Raw genomic sequence first — 25,753 nt, forward strand, 5'->3', positions numbered from 1 at the left:
AATAGATAAGAAAAAACACAACTAAAAAATCACATATAGTAATTTGTTTTTACAAGTGTATTTATAGTCTGTTATATTTATTTTATTATTAATTGTAAGTTTTTTTATGATTATTTGCGGCAATACATGGTCAAAAATGATTAATTTTTTATCTTTGTCAATGGTACTAACCGATTTACTTGAATCACTATTTCTGAATAAAGAAACAACGATTAAAAAAATAAACAAAGCAATCTGCACCAGAAATGAGGCGGTCAACTTGTCACAGAATTAAAATTATACGAAACCATTAATTAAAAGACTTTTTAAGATGTATTTATAATGCAACTAAGCAATATTTATCAATTAAAAATATTATTAATGGATTCTGTGATTCAATCGTGAGTTTTGTTTTTTATTGCTCCTGTTTAACACACGAAACTAACTATTTTATGCACTAACCCAAAAGATCAAAAAAGATTTATGCCCCACAAAACCGTCGGTGTTTTACAGGACAAACTTGTGACGGATTTGTTAACAAAACAGCTAAATCATCTCTCGCTTATCCAAATGATGAAAAGAAACCATACGGTTAATGCAAGATGTCACAAATGACCAATTGGGATTCTTGATCCAACAACGAAAAAACCTCGTTAAAAATAACGAGGTTTTTTATCCGATAAGGCGGCCAGAAACTTTGTGGGATTATTTATCTGATTGATTTACCCCGGCTATGGCCGATGCTAAACCCCGGACAAAAGGCTCATGCATAAGGGTGATGTGATCACCCGATAATGTTTCGGCAATCACCTTTCCAGTCACCTGCGTTTCCCATCCCTCAATAATGCGCTCGGCAGAAATATCGTGTTCTGCATACTGTTGATTATCGCTGGCCAGAAACAGGTGGAGTGTTCCTGCATAGCGCTCTTGCGGCTGATAAGTTGCCAAAGAGTGAGCCTTGAACACGCTTAAATAGGTGGCGATTTCTTTGGCTTCAAGTTGCGGCGGTAACAGTGCCTCTTCAATCAGGCGAAGTCGCAAGCCAGCGAATTGTTCTTCTTCTGTCATGGATTGAAATTCTTCTTCGGTAAAGTTTTCGTCTGCGCCCGCTAATGCAGCCAGCACATTACCAAACTCAGCCAGCCAGCGGCTGTCAGGCCATTCTGATTCGATTTTTGGGGTTAAACTCCCAAGCGGCGATTCGCTATCGACCACAGCCAGTAAGCCAATGCTTTCACCCTGTTGGGTAAGCTGTCGCGCCATTTCGAATGCAAGCCAGCCACCGAAAGAGTGTCCGCCCAAGTAATAAGGGCCGTTTGGCTGAACTTTCTTCAGCGAGTCAATCATCATGCCGGCCATTGCCTCAAGGCTTTGCGGAGGAGCGCTGTGCCCATCCAACTCTGGTGATTGCATACCCCAAACGGAGTAAACACCGTCCAATGCTGTCGCCAATTCCCGCAAATAGAGCACATGTCCTCCGGCACCGGGCGCAAAGAACAGCGGTGTTGCCTTGAGGTTCCGTGACAGGCCGACCATCGCACCGACACAGGGATTATCTCGATCTTCAATGGCGCTGGCCTGATCTTTGATGGTCGTAAACGTCATCAATCTTGCCATCATGTTTTGTGGAAGCCCCAGTTTTTCTACCGCCAAAGAACCGGCTTTCAGGATCAGCAACGAATGCCCGCCCAGTTCAAAGAAATGGTCATGGCGGCTGACTCGCTCTAACCCAAGCAGCGCTTGCCAGATCTGAGCCAGTGCCGTTTCAGTCTCGCCTTGGGGAGCTTCATAGTCGCGAACCACGATGGCAGACTGATCCGGCGCTGGGAATGCCTGACGGTCGATTTTGCCATTCGCCGTCAGCGGAAAAGCATCAAGGGTAACAAATGCACTGGGCAGCATATATTCGGCAAGATGTTGAGCAAGTTGCCGGCGCAGTTCACCGGGGATCAGGGTTACCCCGGATTGAGGCTGAACATAGGCGACAAGACGCTTATCATCAGGTGGGGTTTCCCGGACAAGGACAATGGCGTCCTGCACGCCCTGGCACTGCACCAGACGGGTTTCTATTTCCCCCAGTTCAATGCGGAACCCACGCAGCTTCACCTGAAAATCATTGCGTCCCAGATACTCAATCATGCCATTGGGCAACCAGCGTCCCAGATCCCCCGTTTTGTACATGCGTGCATCGGGCTGTTTGCTGAACGGATCAGCGACAAATTTCTCGGCGGTTAAATCGGGGCGGTTCAGATAACCACGGGCAACGCCGGCACCGCCAATATAGATTTCACCACTGACCCCCAGAGGAACCGGCTTGCCAAATGTATCCAGAATATAAATACGGGTGTTGGGCAATGGATAGCCAATCGGGAGGCTATCGGTGATCTCAGCCGATTGCTTGCCATCCATTTTTAATGTGGTCGCAATCACCGTGGTTTCGGTCGGGCCATAAGAGTTGATCCAACGGCAGGATTGCGTTGCCGGCATTGATTGCCAGTGCTGCCAATGACGCAGTTCCGCTTTTTCTCCGCCGACGATAACCGTGCGCAGGTATTTGCCGAACCCACTGCGATCCGCCATCATTTCTTGTACCCAGTGATGCCAGAAAGCGGTAGGCATATCCATGATGGTGATTTTCTGCTCGTTTAACAGCCCGACAAATGCTTTATCCGGCACGCGGATATGCGCCGGGCGCAGAACCAATGTCGCTCCCGCAGCCAGCGTCGGGAAGATATCCGAGACTGAGGTATCAAACGCGACCGTGGCAAATTGCAGGATGCGATCCCCTAATTGTGGCTCGCTGGTCTGGCGCTGGGCATGGATAAAATTCACCCCATTGCGGTGCTCCAACAGCACGCCCTTGGGCTGTCCCGTCGAGCCGGACGTATAAATAACATAGGCCAGATGATGGGACTTAAGTCCCATCTGGCGGGCATCAGGATTATGTACCGGCTGTTTTGCCACCTGATTTTGGTGGGATTCATCGTCCAGTAACCAGACAGGAATATCTTGGGTTGGCAAAAGCCCTTGTAAGTGTTGCTGAGTCAGCAATAACACCGGCTGACTGTCCGACAACTGGTAGGCAAGGCGTTCAACGGGGTATTCGGGATCGAGGGGAACGTAACCCGCACCCGCTTTCAGGATAGCGTACAGGCCGATAATCATCGCCAGACTGCGATCCACACAGATAGCGATGCGATCATCGGGGCGCACGCCGGACGCAATGAGTTGATGTGCCAATTGGTTGGCATGGCGGTTCAGTTCCGCATAACTCAGTTGGCTGTCGCCGAATACCAGCGCAGTGGCATCCGGTGCCTGCGCTGCCTGTTGTTCGAACAATTGGTGGATTAAGGCTTCTTGCGGATATTCCGCCGCGGTATCGTTAAATGCTTCCAATAATTGCGTGCGCTCTGCCAAGGGCAGAATATCAATGGCCTGCATGGATTGGTCAGGATCATGTTGCAGTGCCGCCACAATGCCTTTTAACGCCATGTTGACATAAGCATTAATCCGCACCGGATCTACTGTCTGGCTGCATTGCGCGGTAAGTTCGAACCCGTCATCAAAATCATCCACGTCCAGCGATAAAGGATAATTGCTGCGCTCTTCACCCGCTATTTCGTGAATTCCCTCCCAAGCGATGGCAGCGACGTGTCCATCTTCACGCGGACTATGGCGGAAATTCAGCAGGCTGTTAAACAGCGGCAGTGATGCCTGAACCCCGCTGCAACGTTGGGCAATTGCCAGTGGGGTCTGTTCATGATCCAACAATTCACTCAGGCGCTGATAGGTTTCCTGTACCGCCTGTTTAACGCTGCGTTCCTGTAATTTAATGCGGACAGGCAGGGTATTGATAAACATACCGAGCACTTCGGCGGCTCCGATCCCCCCCTGAAAGCGCCCTAACAGCACCGTGCCGAATACCACATCGTCACGTCCGCAGCACTGTGCCAGCACTTGCGCCCAAGCCACATGGAACAGAACCGCGGAACTGATGCCTTGCTGACGGGCGCAATCACGGATCTGTTGTGCCAGTTCGTTATCCAGCGTGAAGATATCTTCGACGATTTGATCGTGTTCATCGCGCGGATTCCCTTGTACATCAAGTAAGCCGAACGGCAGAGTCGGCTCTTCCACATCGCCCAGTAATTGCCGGAAATAGGCTTGATGGACTTCAGTCGGCACCCTGCGAATTTGGGCGATAAAATTGCGGTAAGGCAGCGGTGTCGGCAGGCGATCCGCTTCGCCCAAGAGCAGTGCCTGTACTTCGCTGAAAATCATTTCCAGTGACAGGTGGTCACACACCAGATGATGGTGCAGCAAACTCAGCCACCACTGATCGGCGTCGGGATCTTTGGCGATGCAGGCCGCCAGTAACGGCGCTCGGGTAATATCCAAGCGGATTGAATCTGGATCGGTGAGACGCCGTAATTGTGTTTCGGCTGAACCTGCACCAGTGGGGGCTTCTGAGGTCAATAGCGTGACCTCTGTGATTGGCAGCGGGGCCTGACGGTAGACAACTTGTACCGGTGCCGGCAGTTCGTGCCAGTGGAAAGCGCTACGCAGAATGTCATGACGATTAATGACTTGTTGCAGCGCCTGCAAGAAGTTATCCAGCCGTGTCCGGTGGTCAAAGTTCATCAGAATATTTTCAAGATAGGTGTCACCGGTTTCCGCCAGTAAATGGTGGAATAAAATCCCTTCCTGCAATGGCCCAAGGGGGTAAATATCCTGAATATTAGCGACGCCGCCCGGTACGCGGGCAACAATTTGGTCAATTTGTGGCTGCGTTAAGGTCATCAGGGGCAGCATATCCGGCGTAATGATCCGGCTGTCTTCGCGGATCAGATTAGGCGGAATGGTCAGGGCATCCGTTGCTTGATCTCGGTCCTGACCCAAGCGGGTGCTCATGGCTGCCAGCGTGGGTGCCGAGAACACCGCACTGACCTCAAGGGACAGCCCTTGCTGGCGCAACTGTTCGATCAGGCTGACCACCAGCAGGGAATGCCCGCCCAGTTCGAAGAAATTATCCTGACGCCCGACCTGTTCCAGATTGAGCATGGATTGCCAGACGGCCGCCAATGTCTGTTCAGTTTCACCTTGTGGGGCTTCATATTCACGGCTGACAATCGCACTGCGATCCGGTGCCGGCAGCGCCTTGCGATCCAGTTTACCGTTGGCGGACATCGGCAGGGCATCCAGCATGACAAACGCACCCGGCAGCATATGTTCCATCAGGCGGGTACTCAGTTGCTGGCGCAAATCTGCCGGTTTCAGCGTGATACCGGTTGCCGGGACGACATAAGCGACCAGCCGCTTGTCGCCGCTTTCTGCTTCACGGGCGATCACCACCGCATCGCTGACGCCTTCACAGGCCGCCAGTTGTGCCTCAATTTCCCCCAGTTCAATGCGGAAGCCACGGATTTTGACCTGAAAATCATTGCGCCCCAGATACTCAATCATGCCGTTGGGCAACCAGCGCCCCAAGTCACCGGTTTTATACATGTTCGCGTCAGCGTGTTCACTAAATGGGTCAGCCACAAATTTCTCGGCGGTTAAATCAGGGCGGTTGAGGTAACCACGGGCAACACCGGCACCGGCAATATGGATTTCGCCATCGACGCCAATCGGCACTGGCTGGCCTTGTGTATCCAGAATATAAATACGGGTATTCGGCAGCGGGCGGCCAATCGGAATGGTGTCATGGGGATAAGGCACTTGGCGGTTATCCACATCCACGGTCAGCGTGGTGGCAATCACGGTGGTTTCCGTCGGGCCATAAGAGTTAATCCAGCGGCAGGATTGGGTTTCCGGACGGGACAGCCAGCTTATCAGATGGCGATGCTCGGCTTTTTCACCGCCCACAATAATCGTGTGCAGATAGGGGCTGAAACCACTGCGACCGGCCGTCATCTCCTGCACCCAGTGATGCCAGAACGCTGTCGGCATATCCATGATGGTGATTTTCTGTTCACGCAAAAAAGTGACAAACGTCATATCCGGTATGCGGATATGGGGCGGACGCAGAACCAGTGTCGCACCGGATGCCAGTGTCGGGAAAATATCCGATACCGAGGTATCAAACGCGATAGTGGCAAATTGCAGAATGCGATCGCCTAATTGTGGCTCGCTGGTCTGGCGCTGGGCATGGATAAAATTCACCCCATTGCGGTGTTCCAGCATCACGCCCTTGGGCTGTCCCGTCGAGCCGGACGTATAAATAACATAGGCCAGATGGTGTGGCTTAAGTCCCATTTGGCGGGCATCGGGATTATGTACCGGCTGTTTTGCCACCTGATTTTGGTGGGATTCATCATCCAGCAGCCAGACAGGAATATCTTGGGTTGGCAAAAGCCCTTGTAAATGTTGCTGCGTCAGCAATAACACCGGCTTGCTGTCCGATAACTGATAAGCCAGTCGTTCGGCCGGGTATTCCGGATCGAGGGGAACGTAACCCGCACCGGCTTTGAGGATGGCGTACAGGCCGATGATCAGCACCGGACTGCGCTCCGCACAGATGGCGATGAGATCATCGGGGCGAACACCGGAAGCGATTAAATGATGCGCCAGTTGGTTGGCATGGCCGTTCAGTTCGGCATAGCTCAGTTGGCTGTCGCCGAATGCTAATGCCGTGGCGTCAGGGGTCTGTTCTGCCTGTTGCTCGAACAGTTGATGGATCAATAAGGCTGGTGGGAGCGGGCAGGCGGTATCATTAAAATCCGCCAATACCTGAGCGCGTTGCTGTGGTTGCAAGAGTGGCAAACTTTCCACCGGTTGCGCATCATCCTTCACCATTGCCGCCAGCAGGGTTTGCAGGTAACCGGCAATGCGTTCAACGCTGGCATGATCAAACAGGTCACTGGCATACTCCAGCCCGCCGACTAAGCCGGTTTCGCTGTCACTCAGGGAGAGGGACAGATCGAAATGCGAGCTGTTTTCGGCCAGATTGAGTTCGCTGATCGTGGTATCCGCTAAGGCGATACTTTGCTGGCCGGGGGTATTATCCACCGACATCATCACCTGAAAAATCGGGCTATAACTGAGGCTGCGCGGGGGTTTGAGTGCCTCGACCAACTGCTCGAACGGTAAATCCTGATGGGCATAGGCTTTCAGCGCATGGTCTTTAATCCTGGCCAGCAGCGTGCTGACTGTTGGATTGTCATCCAATGGTATGCGCAGTGCCAGCGTGTTGACAAAGAACCCAATCAGCGGCTCTAACTCGCTGTGTTGCCGGTTAGCCACCGGTGTGCCTATCACCAGATCTTGCTGTCCGCTCAGGCGGGAAAGTAAAATCGCCCATCCCGCCAGCAGGGTCATAAACAGCGTGGTTCCGTGGCGCTGGCTCAGGTTGCTTAATCCGGCACTTAATGCCGGTGACAGGGCGATATCGACAGATCCTCCGGCATAACTCTGTTTCTCCGGGCGTGGCCGATCCGTCGGCAGTTCCAGCAACGCGGGGGCACTTTGCAGTGCGTCCCGCCAGAAACTGATCTGCTTTTCCAGTCGCTCACCCTGTAACCACTGCCTTTGCCAAAGGGCATAGTCCGCATATTGCAGGGTCAAGGCGGGCAGGGGATCATCCTGTCCTTGGCTGAACGCATGATAAAGCGTGGAAAGTTCGTGCATCAGGATGTTGAGTGACCAGCCATCGGAAATAATATGATGCTGAGTGAGCAAGAGGATATGCTCATCTTCCGCCAATCGCAGCAGACAGCCCCGGATTAAGGGGCCTCGGGCAAAATCAAAGGGCTGGTGGGTTTCCCGCCGGATCGTTTCTTCGATGATGGTGAATTGCGCTTGTGCAGGTAACGGGCTGAGATCGGCCACGGTCAGGGAGAAACCGCGTTCTGGCTCGCCAATCACTTGCAGCGCCTGTCCTGCGACCACCTTGATAGTGGTGCGCAGAATTTCATGACGGGCGACAATTCTGTCCAGTGCGGCTTGCAGGGCAGTTAAATTCAGGTCGCCTTGCAGGCGCAGGCCACCCGGAATGTGATAGGCCGTTTGTGCAGCCGGATCTAATTGCGCCAGAAACCATAAGCGTTGCTGTGCCCAAGACAGCGGGAGCGTTTGCTGGTCAGCGCTTCTCGGTACAATTTGCCTTTTTTCCCTGCCCTGCCCCTTGTCGCTGGTCTGACTCTGTTTGATGCGCTCGTTAAGTTTTTTCTGGAGTACCGCTTGTCTTAATTCAAGTAGGCTCTGTTTTTTTAGGTTTAGTTCGTTGTTACTCATTTAATTCACTATCTCCATGTAATAGGGCGCGCAGCTCATCTTCAGACAAGTTCTCCAATTCTTTTTGCAGCGATTCGAGATCGTCTTGGGCGAAAAAGGTTTCAATCTGTCTTGATGCGATAAGTTCAGCGAGTTCAGAAAGTGCCGGATGGGCAAAGATGTCTTGGATGGAGACTTCAAGCTGGAATTCATCACGCAGCCTTGCCATGAGCTGAATGATGGATAAGGAATTGCCACCTAAATCAAAAAAGCTGTCGTGACGGCCTATTTGTGCTAACCCCAGTAAATTCTGTAGGATGGCGGCAATCTGCTGTTCGATTTCACCTTGGGGGGCGGCGTATTCGCGGCCGGCAATGGCGGTGCGATCCGGTGCCGGCAATGCCTTGCGATCCAGTTTGCCACTGCCGCTCAGCGGGAAAGCCTCCAGCATAACAAACGCGTTCGGCACCATATAGCCCGCCAGACGGGTACTCAGTTGCTCACGCAGGCGATTGGCATCGGGCGTAAAGCCGGATTGCGGGATGACATAGGCCACCAGCCGCTTGTCACCGCTTTCTGCTTCACGGGCGATCACCACCGCATCGCTGACACCTTCGCAGGCCACCAGTTGCGCCTCAATTTCCCCCATCTCAATGCGGAACCCGCGGATCTTGACCTGAAAATCATTGCGCCCCAGATATTCAATCATGCCGCCGGGCAACCAACGCCCCAAGTCACCGGTTTTGTACATGCGCGCGTCAGCGTGTTCACTAAATGGGTCAGCCCCAAATTTCTCGGCGGTTAAATCAGGGCGGTTGAGGTAACCACGGGCAACACCGGCACCGGCAATATGGATTTCGCCGCTGACACCAAGCGGAACCGGTTGTCCGAGCGTATCCAGAATATAAATGCGCGTATTCGGCAGCGGGCGGCCAATCGGAATATGGTCATGGGGATAAGTCACTTGCCGGTTATCCACATCCACGGTCAGGGTGGTGGCAATCACGGTGGTTTCCGTCGGGCCATAAGAGTTAATCCAGCGGCAGGACTGGGTTTCTTGGCTGGACAGCCAGCTTATCAGGTGACGATATTCGGCTTTTTCACCGCCCACAATAATCGTGTGCAGATAGGGGCTGAATCCACTGCGACCGGCCGTCATCTCCTGTACCCAGTGATGCCAGAAAGCGGTGGGCATATCCATGATGGTGATCTTTTGCTCGCGCAAGAAGTCAACAAATGTGGCATCCGGCACCCGGATATGAGGCGGACGCAGAACCAGCGTCGCTCCCGCTGCCAGCGTCGGGAAAATATCCGAGACTGAGGTATCAAACGCGATAGTGGCAAATTGCAGAATGCGATCGCCTGATTGTGGCTCGCTGGTCTGGCGCTGGGCATGGATAAAATTCACCACATTGCGGTGTTCCAGCATCACGCCCTTGGGTTGTCCGGTGGAACCGGAGGTATAAATAATATAGGCCAGATGGTGTGGCTTAAGCCCCATTTGGTGGGCATCGGGATTATCAGTCGGCTGTTTCGCCACCTGATTGCGGTGCGAGTCAGCATCCAGACACCAGACAGGACTGTCTTGGATTGGCAGGCGTTCTTGCAAATGTTGCTGCGTCAGCAATAACACCGGCTTGCTGTCCGACAATTGATAAGCCAGTCGTTCAGCCGGGTATTCCGGATCGAGGGGAACGTAACCCGCACCCGCTTTCAGGATGCCGTACAGGCCGATGATCATCTCCGGACTGCGCTCGACACAAATCGCCACGCGATCGTCAGGACGCACGCCGGCCGCAATGAGTTGGTGAGCCAGTTGGTTGGCATGGCGGTTCAGTTCCGCATAACTTAATTGCCTGTCACCACATACCAGCGCAGTGGCAGCCGGTGCCTGCGCTGCCTGCTGTTCGAACAGTTGGTGAATTAACCCCTGCTGCGGATATCCGGCGGCGGTATCGTTGAATGTCGCCAGTAATTGCGTGCGCTCTACCGGCGACAGAATATCGAGCGAGGCAATCTGTTGCTCTGGTGCGTGTTGCAAAGCCGCGATAATCCCTTCCAGTGCCGTATTCATATAGGCGTTGATGCGGGCGGGATTAATCTGTTGGTGACATTGCGCGGTCAGCGCAAATCCATCATCAAAATCATCCACATCCAGCGACAGCGGGTAGTTACTGCGTTCTTCGCCGCTGAGTACCTGAACGCCTTCCCAAGCCAACGATGCCGACGGAGACGCATAACGTGGGCTGTGGCGGAAGTTCAGCAGGCTGTTAAACAGCGGTAAGGGAGCTTGGATACCGCTGCAACGCTGGGCCACCGCCAGTGATGCCTGCTCGTGATCAAGTAATTCACTGAGCCGCTGGTGAGTTTCCTGTACACTTTCCTTAACGGTACGCGCCTGTAGCTGAATGCGGACAGGCAGGGTATTGATAAACATCCCGAGCACTTCGGAAGCGCCGACGCCGCCCTGTAAGCGCCCTGACAAAACCGTACCAAACACCACATCATCCCGTCCGCTGCATCGTGCCAGTACCTGCGCCCAAGCGACATGGAACAGGACTGCCGCACTGATGCCCGATTGACGGGCGCAATCACGCAGGTGATAAGCGAGTTCGCTATCCAGTGTCAGGGTATCTCCTGCGATTTTATTCAGTCCGTTTTTATTAAGATCACCGCCTTGCACCTCCAATAAGCCAAAGGGCAGGGTCGGTTCTTCCACATCCCCAAGCTGTTCACGGAAATAGGCTTGATGCACTTCCGGCGGGACGCTGCGGGTTTGGGCGATAAAGTTACGGTAAGGCAGGGGCACCGGCAGGGTGTCGTTTTCTCCCAAGACCAGCGCCTTAATTTCATTGAAGATCATCCCCAATGAAATATGGTCACACACTAAATGGTGGTGCAGCAGGGAGAGCAGCCATTGTCCGGAATCAGGATCTCGGGCAATATGTGCCGCCAGAAGCGGCGCTTTGCTGATATCCATCCGTACCGTGCGGGGATCAGTGAGGCGGCGTAACTGCGCCTCTGCGTGTTCTTCCCCTGACCATGTGATTTCAGGCAATGTGATTTCAACCACCGGCAGCAGGGCGCGACGATAAACGACCTGCACAGGCTCCGGCAGTTCTTGCCAGTGCACAGCGCTGCGCAGAATATCATGCCGGTCAATCACGCGTTGCAGCACCTGCAAGAAAGTGTCTAAACGTGTCCGGCTGTCAAACGCCATAAGCTGATTGTCCAGATAGAGATCACCTTCGGTATCCAGCAGATGGTGGAACAGGATGCCGGCCTGCAATGGCCCCAGCGGATAGATATCCTGAATATTGGTGACCCCGTCAGGAACAAGGCTGACCATCTGGTCGATCTGGTTTTGGGTCAATGCCACCAGCGGCAGCATATCCGGCGTAATAGCCCGGCTGTCTTGGCGGATCAGGTTCGGTGGCACCGCCAGCTTGCCGGCACCTTGAGCCGTATCTTGATTTAAACGCGCGCTCATGGCGGCCAGTGTCGGTGCAGAGAACACCGTGCTGACGTCAAGAAAGAGATCGTGCCGGCGCAATGCTTCGATCAGATTGACCACCAGTAATGAGTGTCCACCCAGCTCGAAGAAGTTATCGTGGCGCCCCACATGTTCCAATCCCAGCAGGGATTGCCAGATCGTCGCCATTTTTTGCTCCGTTTCGCCTTGGGGGGCGGCATATTCACGGCTGACCATCGCAGACTGATCCGGTGGCGGCAGGGCGTTGCGATCCAGTTTGCCGTTGGCGGACAGCGGAAAAGCCGCCAGCATGACAAACGCACTCGGCAGCATATGTTCCATCAGCGTGGCGCTCAGTTGTTCACGCAGATGAGCAGGGTTGAGTGTGACACCGGATTGTGGGATCAGATAAGCCACCAGCCGCTTGTCACCCAGACTGTCTTCACGGGTTTCTTCACGGGCGATAACGACGGCATCACTGACGCCCTCACAGGCCGCCAACTGGCTTTCAATTTCACCCAATTCAACGCGGAAGCCGCGGATCTTGACCTGAAAATCGTTGCGTCCCAGATATTCAATGGTGCCATCGGGTAGCCAGCGGCCTAAGTCACCGGTTTTGTACATGCGCGCATCGGGTTGTGGGCTGAACGGATCGGCCACAAATTTCTCGGCGGTGAGATCAGCGCGGTGCAGGTAACCACGGGCAACGCCGGCACCGCCAATATGGATTTCGCCACTGACGCCAATCGGTACCGGTTGCCCGAGTGTATCGAGAATATAAATACGGGTATTCGGCAGCGGATAACCAATCGGGATAACATTTTCGCGCGGCAGCGGGTTTTTGTTGTCCACGGTCAGCGTGGTGGCAATCACGGTGGTTTCCGTCGGGCCATAAGAGTTAATCCAGCGGCAGGACTGGGTTTCCGGGCTGGACAGCCAGCTTATCAGATGGCGATACTCGGCTTTGTCACCGCCCACAATCAGGGTATGCAGATAGGGGCTGAAACCACTGCGACCGGCCATCATCTCCTGCACCCAGTGATGCCAGAACGCCGTCGGCATATCCATGATGGTGATCTTCTGTTCACGCAGGAAGGTGACAAACGTCATATCGGGTATGCGGATATGGGGCGGACGCAGAACCAGTGTCGCACCGGATGCCAGCGTCGGGAAAATATCCGATACCGAGGTATCAAACGCGACCGTGGCAAATTGCAGAATGCGATCGCCTGATTGTGGCTCGCTGGTCTGGCGCTGGGCATGGATAAAATTCACAACATTGCGATGCTCCAGCATCACGCCCTTGGGTTGTCCGGTAGAACCGGAGGTGTAGATGATATAGGCCAGATGGTGTGGCTTAAGTCCCATTTGGCGGGCATCAGGATTATGGCTGGGCTGTTTGGCGACAAGACTTCGCTGGGCTTCATCGTCCAACAACCAGACAGGCACATCCTGCTTTGCTAAACGCGACTGTAGGTGACGCTGGGTCAACAACCCAGCGGGCTGGCTGTCTGACAACTGATAGGCCAGACGTTCAGCAGGATATTCCGGATCGAGGGGAATATAACCCGCCCCCGCTTTGAGGATCGCGTACATGCCGATAATCATTTCCAGACTGCGGTCGGCACAGAGCGCGATGCGGTCATCGGGACGCACGCCGGCGGCCATCAGGTAATGCGCCAGTTGGTTGGCATGGCGGTTCAGTTCGGCATAACTCAGTTGGCTATCGCCAGACACTAAGGCAGTGGCATCAGGCGTCTGTTCCACTTGTTGCTCGAACAATTGGTGGATCAGCCGATCTTGCGGATAGGCCAGAGCCGTATCGTTGAAAGCCACCAATAGCTGGTTGCGTTGTTGCGGTTGCAGCAGCGGTAATGCCTGCACGCGCCGGGAATCATCTGCCACCATCGCGGCCAGCAGGGTTTGCAGGTAGCCGGCAAGCCGTTCAATGCTGGTACGGTCAAACAGATCACTGGCATATTCCAATTCACCGACTAAACCCGTCTCAGTCTCGTTGATGGAAAGCGACAGATCGAAATGGGTGCTCTGGCGGGCTAATGGCAGCTCATCCAGCACTAAACCGGATAACTCAAGGGATTGCTGGATCGGGGTGTTATCCAGCGCGAGCATAACCTGAAAAATCGGGCTATGGCTCAGGCTACGAGGCGGTTGCAATGCTTCGACCAGTTGCTCAAAGGGCAGGTCTTGATGGACATAAGCCGCCAGGGCATGGGCTTTGACGTGTGCCAATAGCGAGCTAACCGTGGGGTTATCTTCCAGTTTTACCCTGAGCGCCAGGGTATTGGCGAAGAAACCGATCAGCGGTTCTAATTCGCTGTGCTGCCGGTTAGCGACCGGCGTGCCAATCACAATATCGTGTTGACCACTGGTGCGGGCGAGCAGGATTGACCATGCTGCCAGCAGTGTCATGAATAAGGTGACGCCGTGGCGCTGGCTCAACGCTTTTATGCCATCACTTAATTCAGGCGAAAGTACCAAGGCCACCTGATCCCCGTGGTAACGCTGAACCGCAGGGCGTGCCCTGTCTGTCGGCAGTTCCAGTAACGCAGGGGCACCTTGCAGTGTTTCCCGCCAGAAACTGACTTGTTTTTCCAACACGTCGCCTTGCAGCCACTGTCGCTGCCAGAGGGCATAATCCGCATATTGCACCGGCAGTGCCGGCAGCGGATCGTCTTGCCCCTGAGTGAAAGCCCGGTAGAGGGTGGTCAACTCGTGTATCAGGATATTCAGCGACCAGCCGTCCGAAACCATGTGGTGTTGGGTGAACAGCAGGACATGTTCATTATCGGTGAGTTTCAGCAGTTGGCCGCGAATTAATGGCTCAAGGGCAAAATCAAACGGATGGTGTGTTTCAAACCGGGCAGCTTCATCGATGGCCGCCTGTTTTGCTGCCTCGGTTAACGGGCTGAGATCGTTAAAGGTTAAATTGAAACCCCAATCCGCCCCGGCAATCACTTGTTGCGCGATACCATCTGCCATTTTAATCGTGGTGCGCAGAATTTCATGGCGTGCAACGATCCTGTCCAGCGTCGCGTGCAGCGCATTCCGATTTAGCTGACCTTGCAGGCGCAATCCGCCGGAGAGGTGATAGGCCGTCTGGGCGGCAGAATCTAACTGAGCCAAGAACCACAGTCGTTGTTGCGCCCAAGAGAGTGGCAGCACCTGTTGCCGGTCGGCGGGTAAGATCACCGGCTGAGCGGGTGGGGAGGAGCAATGCTGTGCGGGTTGGCGGGCGGTACTCAGTAATTGCGCCAAATCTGACAAAATGGGATGCGTGAACAGATCCTGTAAGTCGATATTGATGTTAGAAACTTCGGTGTTGGAAACTTCGGTGTTATTAACTTCAGTGTTAAAAACCTGACGCAGGCGGGCAGCCATTTGCACCGTCAGCAACGAGTGCCCTCCCAACTCAAAGAAATTGTCATGGCGCCCAACGTGTTCCAGCCCCAGCAGGGATTGCCAGACGGCCGCCAGTTTCTGCTCAATTTCCCCTTGCGGGGCTTCATACTCGCGGCTGGCAATCGCAGACCGATCCGGTGCCGGCAGGGCTTTGCGATCTAACTTACCACTGCCGGTCAGCGGGAAAGCCTCCAGTATGACAAAGGCACTGGGGATCATGTGCTCCATCAGATGGATGCTCAACTGTTCACGCAGATCGGAAGGAGTGAGCGTAACATCCGGTTGGGGCAGCAAGTAGGCCACCAGACGTTTGTCACCTACTGTGTTTTCACGAGCTGTGTTTTCACGAGCTGTGTTTTCACGAGCTGTGTCTTCACGAGCGATAACCACCACATCTTTAACGCCGTCGCAAGCGGCTAACTGCGCTTCGATTTCGCCCAATTCAATCCGGAAGCCGCGGATTTTGACCTGAAAGTCATTGCGTCCTGAATATTCAATCTTCCCGTCTGGCAGCCAGCGCCCCAGATCGCCGCTTTTATACAGGCGGGCGTCGGGATCTGTGCTGAACGGGTCGGGGACGAAACGCTCTGCGGTGAGTTCCGGTCGGTTCAAATAACCACGGGCGACACCGGCACCGCCAATACATATCTCTCCGTTGACACCGACAGGAACCGGCTGACCAAGCGGATCGAGAATATAAATACGGGTATTGGCATTGGGGCGGCCAATGGGAATGCTGTTTACCTGCTCGTCAGAAGCCCCCCCATTCAGGATCAATGACGTTACGATAACCGTGGTTTCCGTTGGGCCATAGGTGTTGATCCAGCGGCAGGTGTGCGTTTCGGGGAATGATTGCCAATCCGCTAAATAGCGGTATTCCGCTTTCTCACCCCCGACAATCACCGTATGCAGGTCAGGACTAAAACCGGTGCGCCCGGCTTTCATCTCCTGTACCCATTGGTGCCAGAATGCCGTCGGCACATCCATGATGGTGATTTTCTGCTGCTGTAAAAAATCAATAAATTCGCTATCCGGCACGCGGATATGGGCAGGACGCAGGACTAAAGTCGCACCCGCGGCCAGTGTCGGGAAAATATCAGACACGGAGGTGTCAAATGCCATGGTCGCAAATTGCAGAATGCGATCCCCCGGCCGAGGTTGGCTGATTTGATGTTGGGCGTGGATAAAATTGACGACATTGCGATGTTCCAGCATCACGCCTTTAGGTAATCCGGTCGAACCGGAGGTGTAGATGATATAGGCCAGATGATGGGGCAAAAGCCCTGATTGGCTGGCATCAGGATTGTGTGTCGGCTGTTGTGCCACTGTCTTGCGGTGGGTTTCCCCGTCCAGCCACCAGACCGGCACCCCCGTCTGCGGCAAACTCGCCTGTAAATGTTGTTGGGTCAGCAATAACACCGGCGTGCTGTCTGACAACTGATAAGCCAGCCGTTCGGCCGGATATTCGGGATCGAAGGGAACGTAGCCCGCGCCGGCTTTGAGGATCGCCAACATACCGATGATCATCTCCGGGCTGCGTTCGACACACAGCGCCACCCGAACGTCCGGGCGTATGCCAAAGGCTATCAGGCGGTGTGCCAGTTGGTTGGCGCGCTGGTTTAATTCGGCATAACGCAGTTGGGTATCCTGATACACCAAGGCAATGGCATCAGGCATCAATGCTGCCTGTTGCTCAAACAGTTGGTGGATCAACGTATCCGGCGGATAGCGGAGGGTAGTATTGTTAAAATCCACCACCACTTGTTTACGCTGTTCTGGCGTCAGCAGCGGCAGTTCCGTCACCCGTTGGCTATCGTCTGCCACCATCGCTGTCAGCACCCTGTTTAACTGGCTGACCAGACGTTCAACCGTTGCGTGGTCGAACAGATCACGGGCATATTCCAGATCACCCACTAAACCGTTTTCCGCCTCATCCAGTGTGAGTGTCAGGTCAAAATAAGCGCTGTTCCTGATTAATGGCCGCTCATCCAGTACTAATCCCGGCAGGTCGAAATGCCGTGATCCCGGCGTATTATTGGTGGCCAGCATGACCTGAAAAATCGGGCTATGGCTCAGGCTGCGCGGAGGTTGCAGAATTTCGACCAATTGCTCGAAAGGCAGATCTTGGTGAGCAAAGGCATTGATGGCTTGTTCTTTCACTTGTGCCAGAAGGTCACTGACACGGGGAGCCTCGTGCAGTTGCACACGTAATGCCAACGTATTGGCAAAAAAGCCGATGAGGGGAGCTAGTTCCGGTTGTTGACGATTGGCGACGGGCGTCCCGATCACCAGATCATCCTGACCGCTGAGACGGGAGAGCAATACCGCCCATCCTGCCAATAACGTCATAAATAAAGTGGTGCCGTGACGCTGGCCGAGGGCTTTTAAACCTGCCTGCAATGCGGGAGGCAGGGCAATATTAACCCGTCCGCCGAGATAGCTCTGCTTCGCTGGCCGTGGCCGATCCGTGGGGAGTTCCAGCAGTGCGGGCGCGCCTTGCAGGGTGTTACGCCAGAACGCGATCTGTTTTTCCTGTGTTTTTTCCGGTTCTTTTCCCTGTGCTTTTTCCGGTACTGTTTCCCGGACTTCTCCCTGTAACGCATTTTTCTGCCAGAGAACATAATCCGCATACTGAATGGTCAGGGCTGGCAAGGGATCAGGCTGTCCTTGGCTGAATGCGCGATAAAGTGTGGACAGCTCCTGCATAAAAATACCGACTGACCAACCATCAGAGATAATATGATGCTGAGTTAACAGCAGGATATGCCGATCTTCTGCCAGTTTCAGCAATCTTCCCCGCGCCAGCGGGCCATTGACCAGATCAAAGGGATGATTGGCCTCAAGGTCGGCCACTTTCTCAATCGCGGCTTGTTGTTCTGCTTGTTGTTCTGAGAATAGTAGGCTGAAATCTTGTTGTATCAGGGAAAAGCCACTATCGGCATCACGAATGCGTTGTTGTGCTTCATCTTCTACCGTCACGATGATCGTTCGCAGAATTTCATGGCGTGCCACAATACGATCCAAGGCCGCTTGCAAAGCGTCCAGATCCAGTCTGCCCTGAAGGTTCAACCCCACTGACATATGGTAGGCCGCTTGAGCGGCAGGATCTAATTGAGCCAGAAACCATAAGCGTTGCTGTGTCCAGGATAATGGCACGCCGTTATCCCGCGACTGGGCGGTGATAGCGGTTGTTTGCGCCGGTTGGCGTTTCAGTTTTGCTGATTTGGCTAACTCAAGTAGTCTTCTGCGTTCTGCTAAGGGTAGAGATGAAAGCTCGTTATTATTCATTTGATTATCACCACTTAAAACAAGGTAAAGTAAACGCTAATTCATTGATTTATAGATATCTTGTAAAGACTCTGCATCAAATTGCAGTAATAGGGAGTCGATAATGCACTCTTCAAGCTGACAGAGGGTGGGGTGGGAAAACAGTTGATGAAGGGATAATTCAACATCAAATGTGTGTTTGATTTGCGCCTGTAGTTGTAGCACTAACAGGGAGTGACCGCCCAGTTCGAAAAAATTGTCATAGCGGCTTACCCGATCCAATCCCAATAATGTTTGCCAAATGGTGGCCAATTGCGCTTCGGTTTCTCCTTCCGGTGCTGCATATTCACGGGTTGACATGGCGGCGTGATCGGGTGCCGGCAGCGCCTTGCGATCCAGTTTGCCGTTTGGCGAGAGCGGAAAAGCCGCCAGCATCACAAAGGCGCTCGGTAGCATGTAATCGGCGAGATGCCGGCTCAGTTGTTCACGCAGTTGGGAAATGCTTGGTGTGCTGTCCGGATCGGGGATTAAATAGGCCACTAATTGATTGTCACCAACACTGTTTTTACCAATGCCATTTTTACCAACACCATTTTTACCAACACCATTTTTACCAATACCATTTTCACGGGCAACGACGACGGCTTCACGCACACCGGTGCATTGGGTCAGGCAGGTTTCAATCTCGCCCAGTTCAATGCGCAATCCGCGAATTTTGACCTGAAAATCGTTACGCCCCAGATAGACGATGCTGCCATCCGCCAGCCAACGTCCCAGATCCCCCGTTTTGTACAGGCGGGCATCAGGATCGGTACTGAATGGATCACGGATAAAACGTTCTGCGGTCAGTTCCGGCAGATTCAGGTAACCCCGGGCGACGCCGACGCCCCCGATGTAAATTTCACCCGCAATGCCGATCGGGACAGGTGCCCCGTCGCTGTCGAGAATGTAGATTTTGCTATTGGCAATGGGATGTCCAATCGGGACTTGCCCGATATGGCGATCCGGCACACACCGCCAGGCGGTGACATCAATGGCGGCTTCCGTGGGGCCATACAAATTATGTAGCTCACTGTGAGGAAAATGGGACAGGCATTGTTGCTGCAAGGGATAAGGGAGCGCTTCTCCGCTGCATAAGATTTGGCGCAGGGAAGGGCAACGACCGGCGGGCACGTAATGGAGAAAGCTTTGCAGCATGGAGGGCACAAAATGCAGGGTGGTAATCTGCCGGCTTTCGATCTCGTTTAATAAATAATCGGGTGCCTTATGCCCCCCCGGGTGCGCTATCACTAATTGGGCACCAAACATCAGCGGCAGGAAAAACTCCCAAACAGAAACATCAAAACTGAACGGGGTTTTTTGTAATACCCGATCCTGAGAGGTTAATTGGTAGGTATCCTGCGCCCAGAGTAACCGGTTGACGACGCCCCGGTGTTCGTTCATCACCCCTTTGGGTAAACCTGTCGAACCGGAGGTATAAAGCACATAGGCTAAATGGCGGGATGTCAGCCCCAAATGAGCCGCGTCTAAGTTATCGTCGGCTTGGCGATCGATGTTGGCCTGAACGGTTGGATTATCCAAAATCCAGACAGGCATTTTGGTCACGGGCAGTTGTTCCTGCAAGCCATGATGGGTCAGCAGGATCATCGGCTTGCTGTCTGACAGGATATACGCGAGCCTGTCCGTCGGGTATTCAGGATCGAGCGGCACATAGGCGGCACCGGCTTTTAATATCCCCAGCAGGGCAATAACCATATCCAGACTGCGCTCCATGCAGACAGCGACGCGATCATCCGGATGAATGCCCGCCGCGACGAGGGCATGAGCCAGTTGGTTAGCCCGCTGATTCAACGCCATATAACTGAGTTGAGTCTCCCCGAACAGCAGCGCTGTTGCCGTCGGGTGGCGTGCCACTTGTTGTTCAACAAATTGATGGATTAAGGCGTGTTGCGGGAAAGGCTTAGCGGTGGCGTTAAAATCATCAATGACCTGCCGACGCGCCGGCTCATCCATCAGCGGCAAACGATTAACCGTTTGCTGTTCGTTATCCACCATCGCTTCCAGCAAGGTCAAAAGATTCTGCATAAGCTGGGCGATAAATTCAGCATCAAATACCGCCGTGTCATAATGAAAGGTATAACCGATATGCTCGTCGGCTTCTAACACATTGATCATTAATGGAACGGGGACATCGGCATAGAGAGGATAGGGGAAAGGCCGCAATTGTGCATTTCCCCACGGTAGCGTAATCCTGTCGTCTTCCGCCATCCACAGGGTAGTGAGATCACCAATATATCTGGCTTTTTGGAATATCATGACCGTCTGGAAAACGGGGTGAACGTCTGTATTACGTTGCAATTTCAGTTGTTCCAGCACCTTGGGGAACGGGTATTTCTGGTTTTCAATCCCCTGCCGGAGGGTTTTTGCTGCTTGGGTGATATGTGCCTGTAGCGTCATATCGCCGTTTATCCGGCCGCGCAAGGCAACCGGATTGATAAATTCACCGACTAATTTTCCCCAACGGGCGCGGCCCCTGCCCGGCAGGATAGAGCCGATAATGACATCATCAGCTCCGGTATAACGGTTCAGGAGGATCTGGTAGGCGGCCAGAAAGAGGGTAAACAGGCTGTTATCATAGTTTAGTGCCAGTGCTTGCAGTTTGTGTTTCAGCGAGCGGGTAATGATTCGCTTGACAGAGATTTTACCGGTGGCTGGCAGGGCGCTATTTTTAGGCGGCCATGATAATACGGGCAAATCGCCTGCCAGTGCGTTTTGCCAGAATTGTTGCTGTTTTTTGGCACCGGTGCTGTTTAACCACTGTTGCTGCCATGTCACATAATCATGGAAACGATTTTCTGGGGCGTTTTCCAGGGGCTTGGCTGAAAGCAGGGCATCAAGTTCATCTAACAGTATCCAATAAGACCAGCCATCAACCGCCAGATGATCAAAAGTCACAACCATGATGCTTTCTTGCGGGTTGCACTGATACCAACTGGCATAAACCCGCAGCGGACGGGCCAGATCAAACGGGTGCCAGCAGTCATCCCGGACACGCTGTTTAAGTGTTTCTTCGTTAAGGTGTTGGGCATCATGCTGGGTCAGTGTGATTTCAGAGCGCTCTGCGATGCAGTAGCCCAATTCGCCGTGGTATAGCCCAAAACTTGCCCGTAGCATCGGGTGTCTTTGCACCAATTTATTCAGGGCGTTTTCTAAACACTGAGCGGTTAAACCTTTAATGCGGGCACAAAATGCACTATTATTCTGGCCGCGTTTATCAGGGGCAATTTGGTATTGAAACCAACGGCTGCGTTGAGCTTCTGATAACGGGAATGATTTCAATTTTTCCGGGTAATTCATTCTATAGCTCCCTTTTTATGGGTACATTAAAAATAAAAACATGAGAACTGATAAAACAAAAATCACACTTGAGTTTAAACAGATAAAAATAACCCGATGAAATAGAACATAAATCTATTTCTATTTTATGCTCATGCTGTTAATCAATATTTTTCGGGCGTATAAAGTGAAATAAGAGCCTATTTTATTAGGCTCTTTGCTATGAGCATTATTTCATTTTATTGATGTCTAACTGACCTCTTTAATATGACCATCTTCTAATTTGATAATGCGGTCGGCAATATTAAAGTAAGCGTCATCATGACTGATAACCAGAACGGTTTTACCCCGGGCTTTTAATTCTGGCAGCAACTCCGTATAGAACAGGCGCTTAAAGACGGGATCTTGGTCGGCAGCCCACTCATCAAACAGATAAATCGGGCGATCTTCCAAATAAGCGGACACTAAAGCCAGCCGTTTCCGTTGACCTGCGGAAAGATGGGTGGTGGAAAATCTGCCATCCACGATTTTAACTTTATGCGCCATGTTTAATGCGGCAATATAATGCGTTGCCTTTTCAGTGACATTCGCATCGCTGTTGAGGAGTTGCTCAAACAGATGGTAATCAGAAAAAACGGCCGCAAAATGTTGACGATAATGCTCATTATTGGCGGCTGTGACCTGCACACCATTGAGTGAAATCGCGCCGGATTCTTGCTCAAATAGGCCAACCAGCAACATGGCGAGCGTGGTTTTCCCACTGCCGTTGCCACCGACAATAAAAACAATTTCACCTTGCGATATTTTCAAACTTAATGGGCCGAGTGCGAACTGGCGGTCTTCTTTATCCGTGGTGTAGTGGTGGACAACCTCTTTTAGCTCAAGCGTGATTGATTGTGGCTGGTTGAAGGGATTAGGGCCTGCAACCTGTACGGACAGGCTTTCTTCCAGTTCACTGTCAAGGCGACGCATCTTATTCAGTGAAACTTCTGCTTCCCTCAGTTCGGGAATGGCACCGATAACCTCACTGATAGGGCCGGATAAAAAGAGCACCAGCAGCGATACTGTCACCAGCGTTGCGGGTTCTTGGGGAAACCAAATCGGCACAACAAAAACGATGATGCCAATGATGACATAAAATGTGACCGAACTGGCGTTAATGACCCAAGCATAGCTGGAATTTGCTTTGACGCAGACTTCCTGAAAGACTTTGGCTGCCGGCGCAATGACTTTATCAATAAAAAGATTGCCTTTTTGTTTATTGAGTTGCAGCTCTTTACTGCCATCAATCAGGCTCTGGAAATTAAGGTATATTTTATCAATTTGATCACGCATCTGTGTCATTAATTGTAATGGATATTTTTCCCACAGATAAAACACATACATACCGATAAGGCAGCATACTGCCAGAATGAGAAACAGTTGCCAGGACATCCAGGCTAAATAACCAAAACAGGCGATGATGAGGGTGATATTACCAAAAACTGACGGTGCCAGCATAAAGGAGTGTACGAAAACATCGACGTCTTTAGTCAAAACCGCTAATAAACCATGCCGCCCAAGTTTATGGAGTTTTTTAAGTGGTGCACGTAGAATTTTATTACTCAAGCTGAGGCGTAATGAAAAAATCGTGGATTGGGCTAAATGGGATAATGTAATTTCTGATAGGGTTTTAGTTATAAAAAAAATAAAACAGATACCAAAAAAGCTCCAAAGAAAAGTAGTCAGGTTAATCTTTTCTGTCACTCCCTGACTGATCATCCCGACTATCGAAGCACCGGCAAATCCACTAATTAATGCGCTTATTGTCGATACCAGCAGTAATACCCAAGATTGACGATATAAATAAGCTATTAGAGTCATAAAGAACAAGCCATTGTCGAAGGTTATAATTAATATGAAAATTCACATATCTGTTTACTCAATCCCTTATGGTTGTTTTTTTCTTATCAAACTGCAAGCGTGATTTATAATATAACGATATTAATAAATATCACTGTGATGGAAATTATTTCCTAAATAGTGTTTCAAAATGACAGGCGTAAACCTTGTCCCCCGCAGCGCGGGGGACAAGGTTACAAACTCTCACTATTATGAAAATTTAGTTAGAGTAAACAATGAGATAATCTATACCCGTCGTCTTTCAAGCTGCCTCTTTGTTGGCTGCGCTCATTTACCCCGGTCACATAGTTGTCTATGCTCCCGGGGATTCATTCCCTTGCCGCCGCGATGCAACTTGAAATCCATTGGGTATAATTGTAAAGAGAAATTAGATAAATGATAGGCTAGGTATATAAAACGTTGTTCATAATATATACATCATAAACTTCGGGTTGCAGCTCGCAAGACGAAAGCCGCTGGCTTATCTCGCAGTGCGGGGAGATAATAAATTCATCTTGAAGTACGAGGAGTATATACTAATCGATGATGGTGCTAACAGAACAGCATAAGTAGGAAAGAATAACACATCCCATTAGTTAATTTTATAAGTTACATTATTTTAACGTTAAAAAATATTGCGTACAATCTGTTTTAATTCCACTAATTCCCTTGAGGAAGAAAAATATGCCATTTTTAAAACCGTTTAAAGAAAAATTTGAAGTTGGTGATTTGATTTTTGGTTTAGATTCAGTGAGATCTGGGTATATTGCTGAAAACCCTGCGTTTTTGGCAGCGAAAATACATTTCCACAAAAAAGATAATTACCCTCCTATATCAATTGATCAATATCTCACTCTTGCGGAAATATATCAGGGAATGAATACAGAAATATATATAAAAAAACAAAGGGAGGCAGAAGAGTCCATTGACGATAGATATATCAATGCAGTTAATCGTTTTAATGGAAGGCTTAACTACAATAGTTCTGAAAAATTCAGAAAATATAGGGAAAGCTTCAAGTCACATTTAAATAAGCATCCCAAATACAATACTGTGCTGACAGATTTTGAATATAATCGTCAATACCTAGGAAGAAAATGTAAAGGAGGGTTATCATTCGTATGTGAAAATAATGATCCATCCATTGTGAAAGATGTGCATTTCATACTTGATGATATAGAGTACGAGCGGGTTGTTTATAAGCTTGATACGAATATCACGGGAAAAGAGTTGAGATTTCTCTATAGAAACAGAAATAATCCTAACATATCTAGGAAGGTACAATTTTGGATCTGCGATAAACCCACTTCTCCCCCTTGGGAGAATGAAGGAAATAACCTATGGAAAAATTATATTACCCAAAAAGAAAGAGAGAGCACGATGGCAGGGATAGCTAACTTACTGGGTGGAATAAGAAAGTGAGGATAGCCAGCAATGATAAACGCCAGTGCTATCGTGCTGGCGTCACTGAACAAGATATTTGGTACATGGTCAAATGATATTTTTAAATGATTAACCGGATTTATCGATACCCAATAGGTTTTAAATTGCGACTTTGTTGATTATTACATTGTAGATTGAAAATAACCGGATATATCATAGTCATACATAATGTAATATTAATTGATACAATTAATATTTATTAATGTCTTTGGCATGATGCTATTTTTATTTTAGAGGTGCTATAAGGCTACACAGTCATTGGAATCAAGAATTTGAGTCTTTTTCTGAAGAGGAAAAAATAAATCATTCAGCAATATTTCTACCGCATTATCAAGGGGACTTTAAATATTGTTTTGATGAACCCAAAAATGGTTTATCTAAACCGTAATCCAAGGGAGCCGCTGAATCCTCGACAGTCGCCGTATCCATTAAGAAACAGACGTACCTCATAGCGCCCCATAACCTCCCAAAATGGCTGTAATTTTTTAATATATTGAATTTAAACACTATTATCGATACATAAGGTAAAGTTTGTTAATTGCAAATATATTTTTCAGATCGTGGCCATCCCAAAAAGTCACTATTTATGAATAATTATTGAACGAAATTACGGCATTGCCGTTATCTTCGTTTCGATACCTCTTTTGATTTATTTTTTTATGCATAAACGATGCATAAATTGAAAATAAATCCATTTTTATAAATTGTGAAAAACATCATAAAGTAAATTCATTGTGACTGGAT

General features: G+C 50.9%; 5 protein-coding genes and 2 pseudogenes. 2 read left to right on the forward strand and 5 right to left on the reverse strand.

Going from position 1 to position 25,753, the window contains the following annotated elements; translation table 11 throughout:
- Positions 1-684: 684 nt before the first annotated feature.
- The 3 genes from PSI17_RS06255 to PSI17_RS17405 all read right to left on the reverse strand — a co-directional run bounded on the left by PSI17_RS06255 (position 685) and on the right by PSI17_RS17405 (position 18,805).
- Positions 685-8,211, reverse strand: a complete 7,527-nt coding sequence (locus PSI17_RS06255; protein WP_273551146.1) for an amino acid adenylation domain-containing protein — start codon at positions 8,209-8,211, stop codon at positions 685-687.
- Positions 8,204-18,238: an amino acid adenylation domain-containing protein gene (locus tag PSI17_RS06260; protein ID WP_443256009.1), complete on the reverse strand. Its 10,035-nt coding sequence runs from the start codon at positions 18,236-18,238 to the stop codon at positions 8,204-8,206. Before PSI17_RS06260 ends, PSI17_RS06255 begins: the two co-directional genes overlap by 8 nt.
- A 168-nt stretch (positions 18,239-18,406) precedes the next feature.
- On the reverse strand, positions 18,407-18,805 hold the full coding sequence (locus tag PSI17_RS17405; RefSeq protein ID WP_443256010.1) for a phosphopantetheine-binding protein: 399 nt from the start codon (positions 18,803-18,805) through the stop codon (positions 18,407-18,409).
- 87 nt (positions 18,806-18,892) lie between these two features.
- Here PSI17_RS17405 and PSI17_RS17410 point away from each other — a divergent pair.
- Positions 18,893-18,946: pseudogene (locus PSI17_RS17410) on the forward strand (hypothetical protein); the annotation flags it as partial.
- Between the two features lie 51 nt (positions 18,947-18,997).
- On the opposite strand, the pseudogene PSI17_RS06265 reads toward PSI17_RS17410, so the two are convergent.
- Positions 18,998-21,706 (reverse strand): annotated as a pseudogene (locus tag PSI17_RS06265) (non-ribosomal peptide synthetase); the annotation flags it as partial.
- Between the two features lie 228 nt (positions 21,707-21,934).
- Positions 21,935-23,548: a cyclic peptide export ABC transporter gene (locus tag PSI17_RS06270; RefSeq protein WP_273551149.1), complete on the reverse strand. Its 1,614-nt coding sequence runs from the start codon at positions 23,546-23,548 to the stop codon at positions 21,935-21,937.
- A gap of 702 nt (positions 23,549-24,250) precedes the next feature.
- On the opposite strand from PSI17_RS06270, the gene PSI17_RS06275 reads away from it, so the two are divergent.
- Complete coding sequence (locus PSI17_RS06275) at positions 24,251-24,988, forward strand: hypothetical protein (protein WP_273551150.1); 738 nt, start codon at positions 24,251-24,253, stop codon at positions 24,986-24,988.
- Positions 24,989-25,753 lie beyond the last annotated feature (765 nt).

The organism is Xenorhabdus sp. IM139775, assembly GCF_028598745.1.
Taxonomy (GTDB): Bacteria; Pseudomonadota; Gammaproteobacteria; order Enterobacterales; family Enterobacteriaceae; genus Xenorhabdus.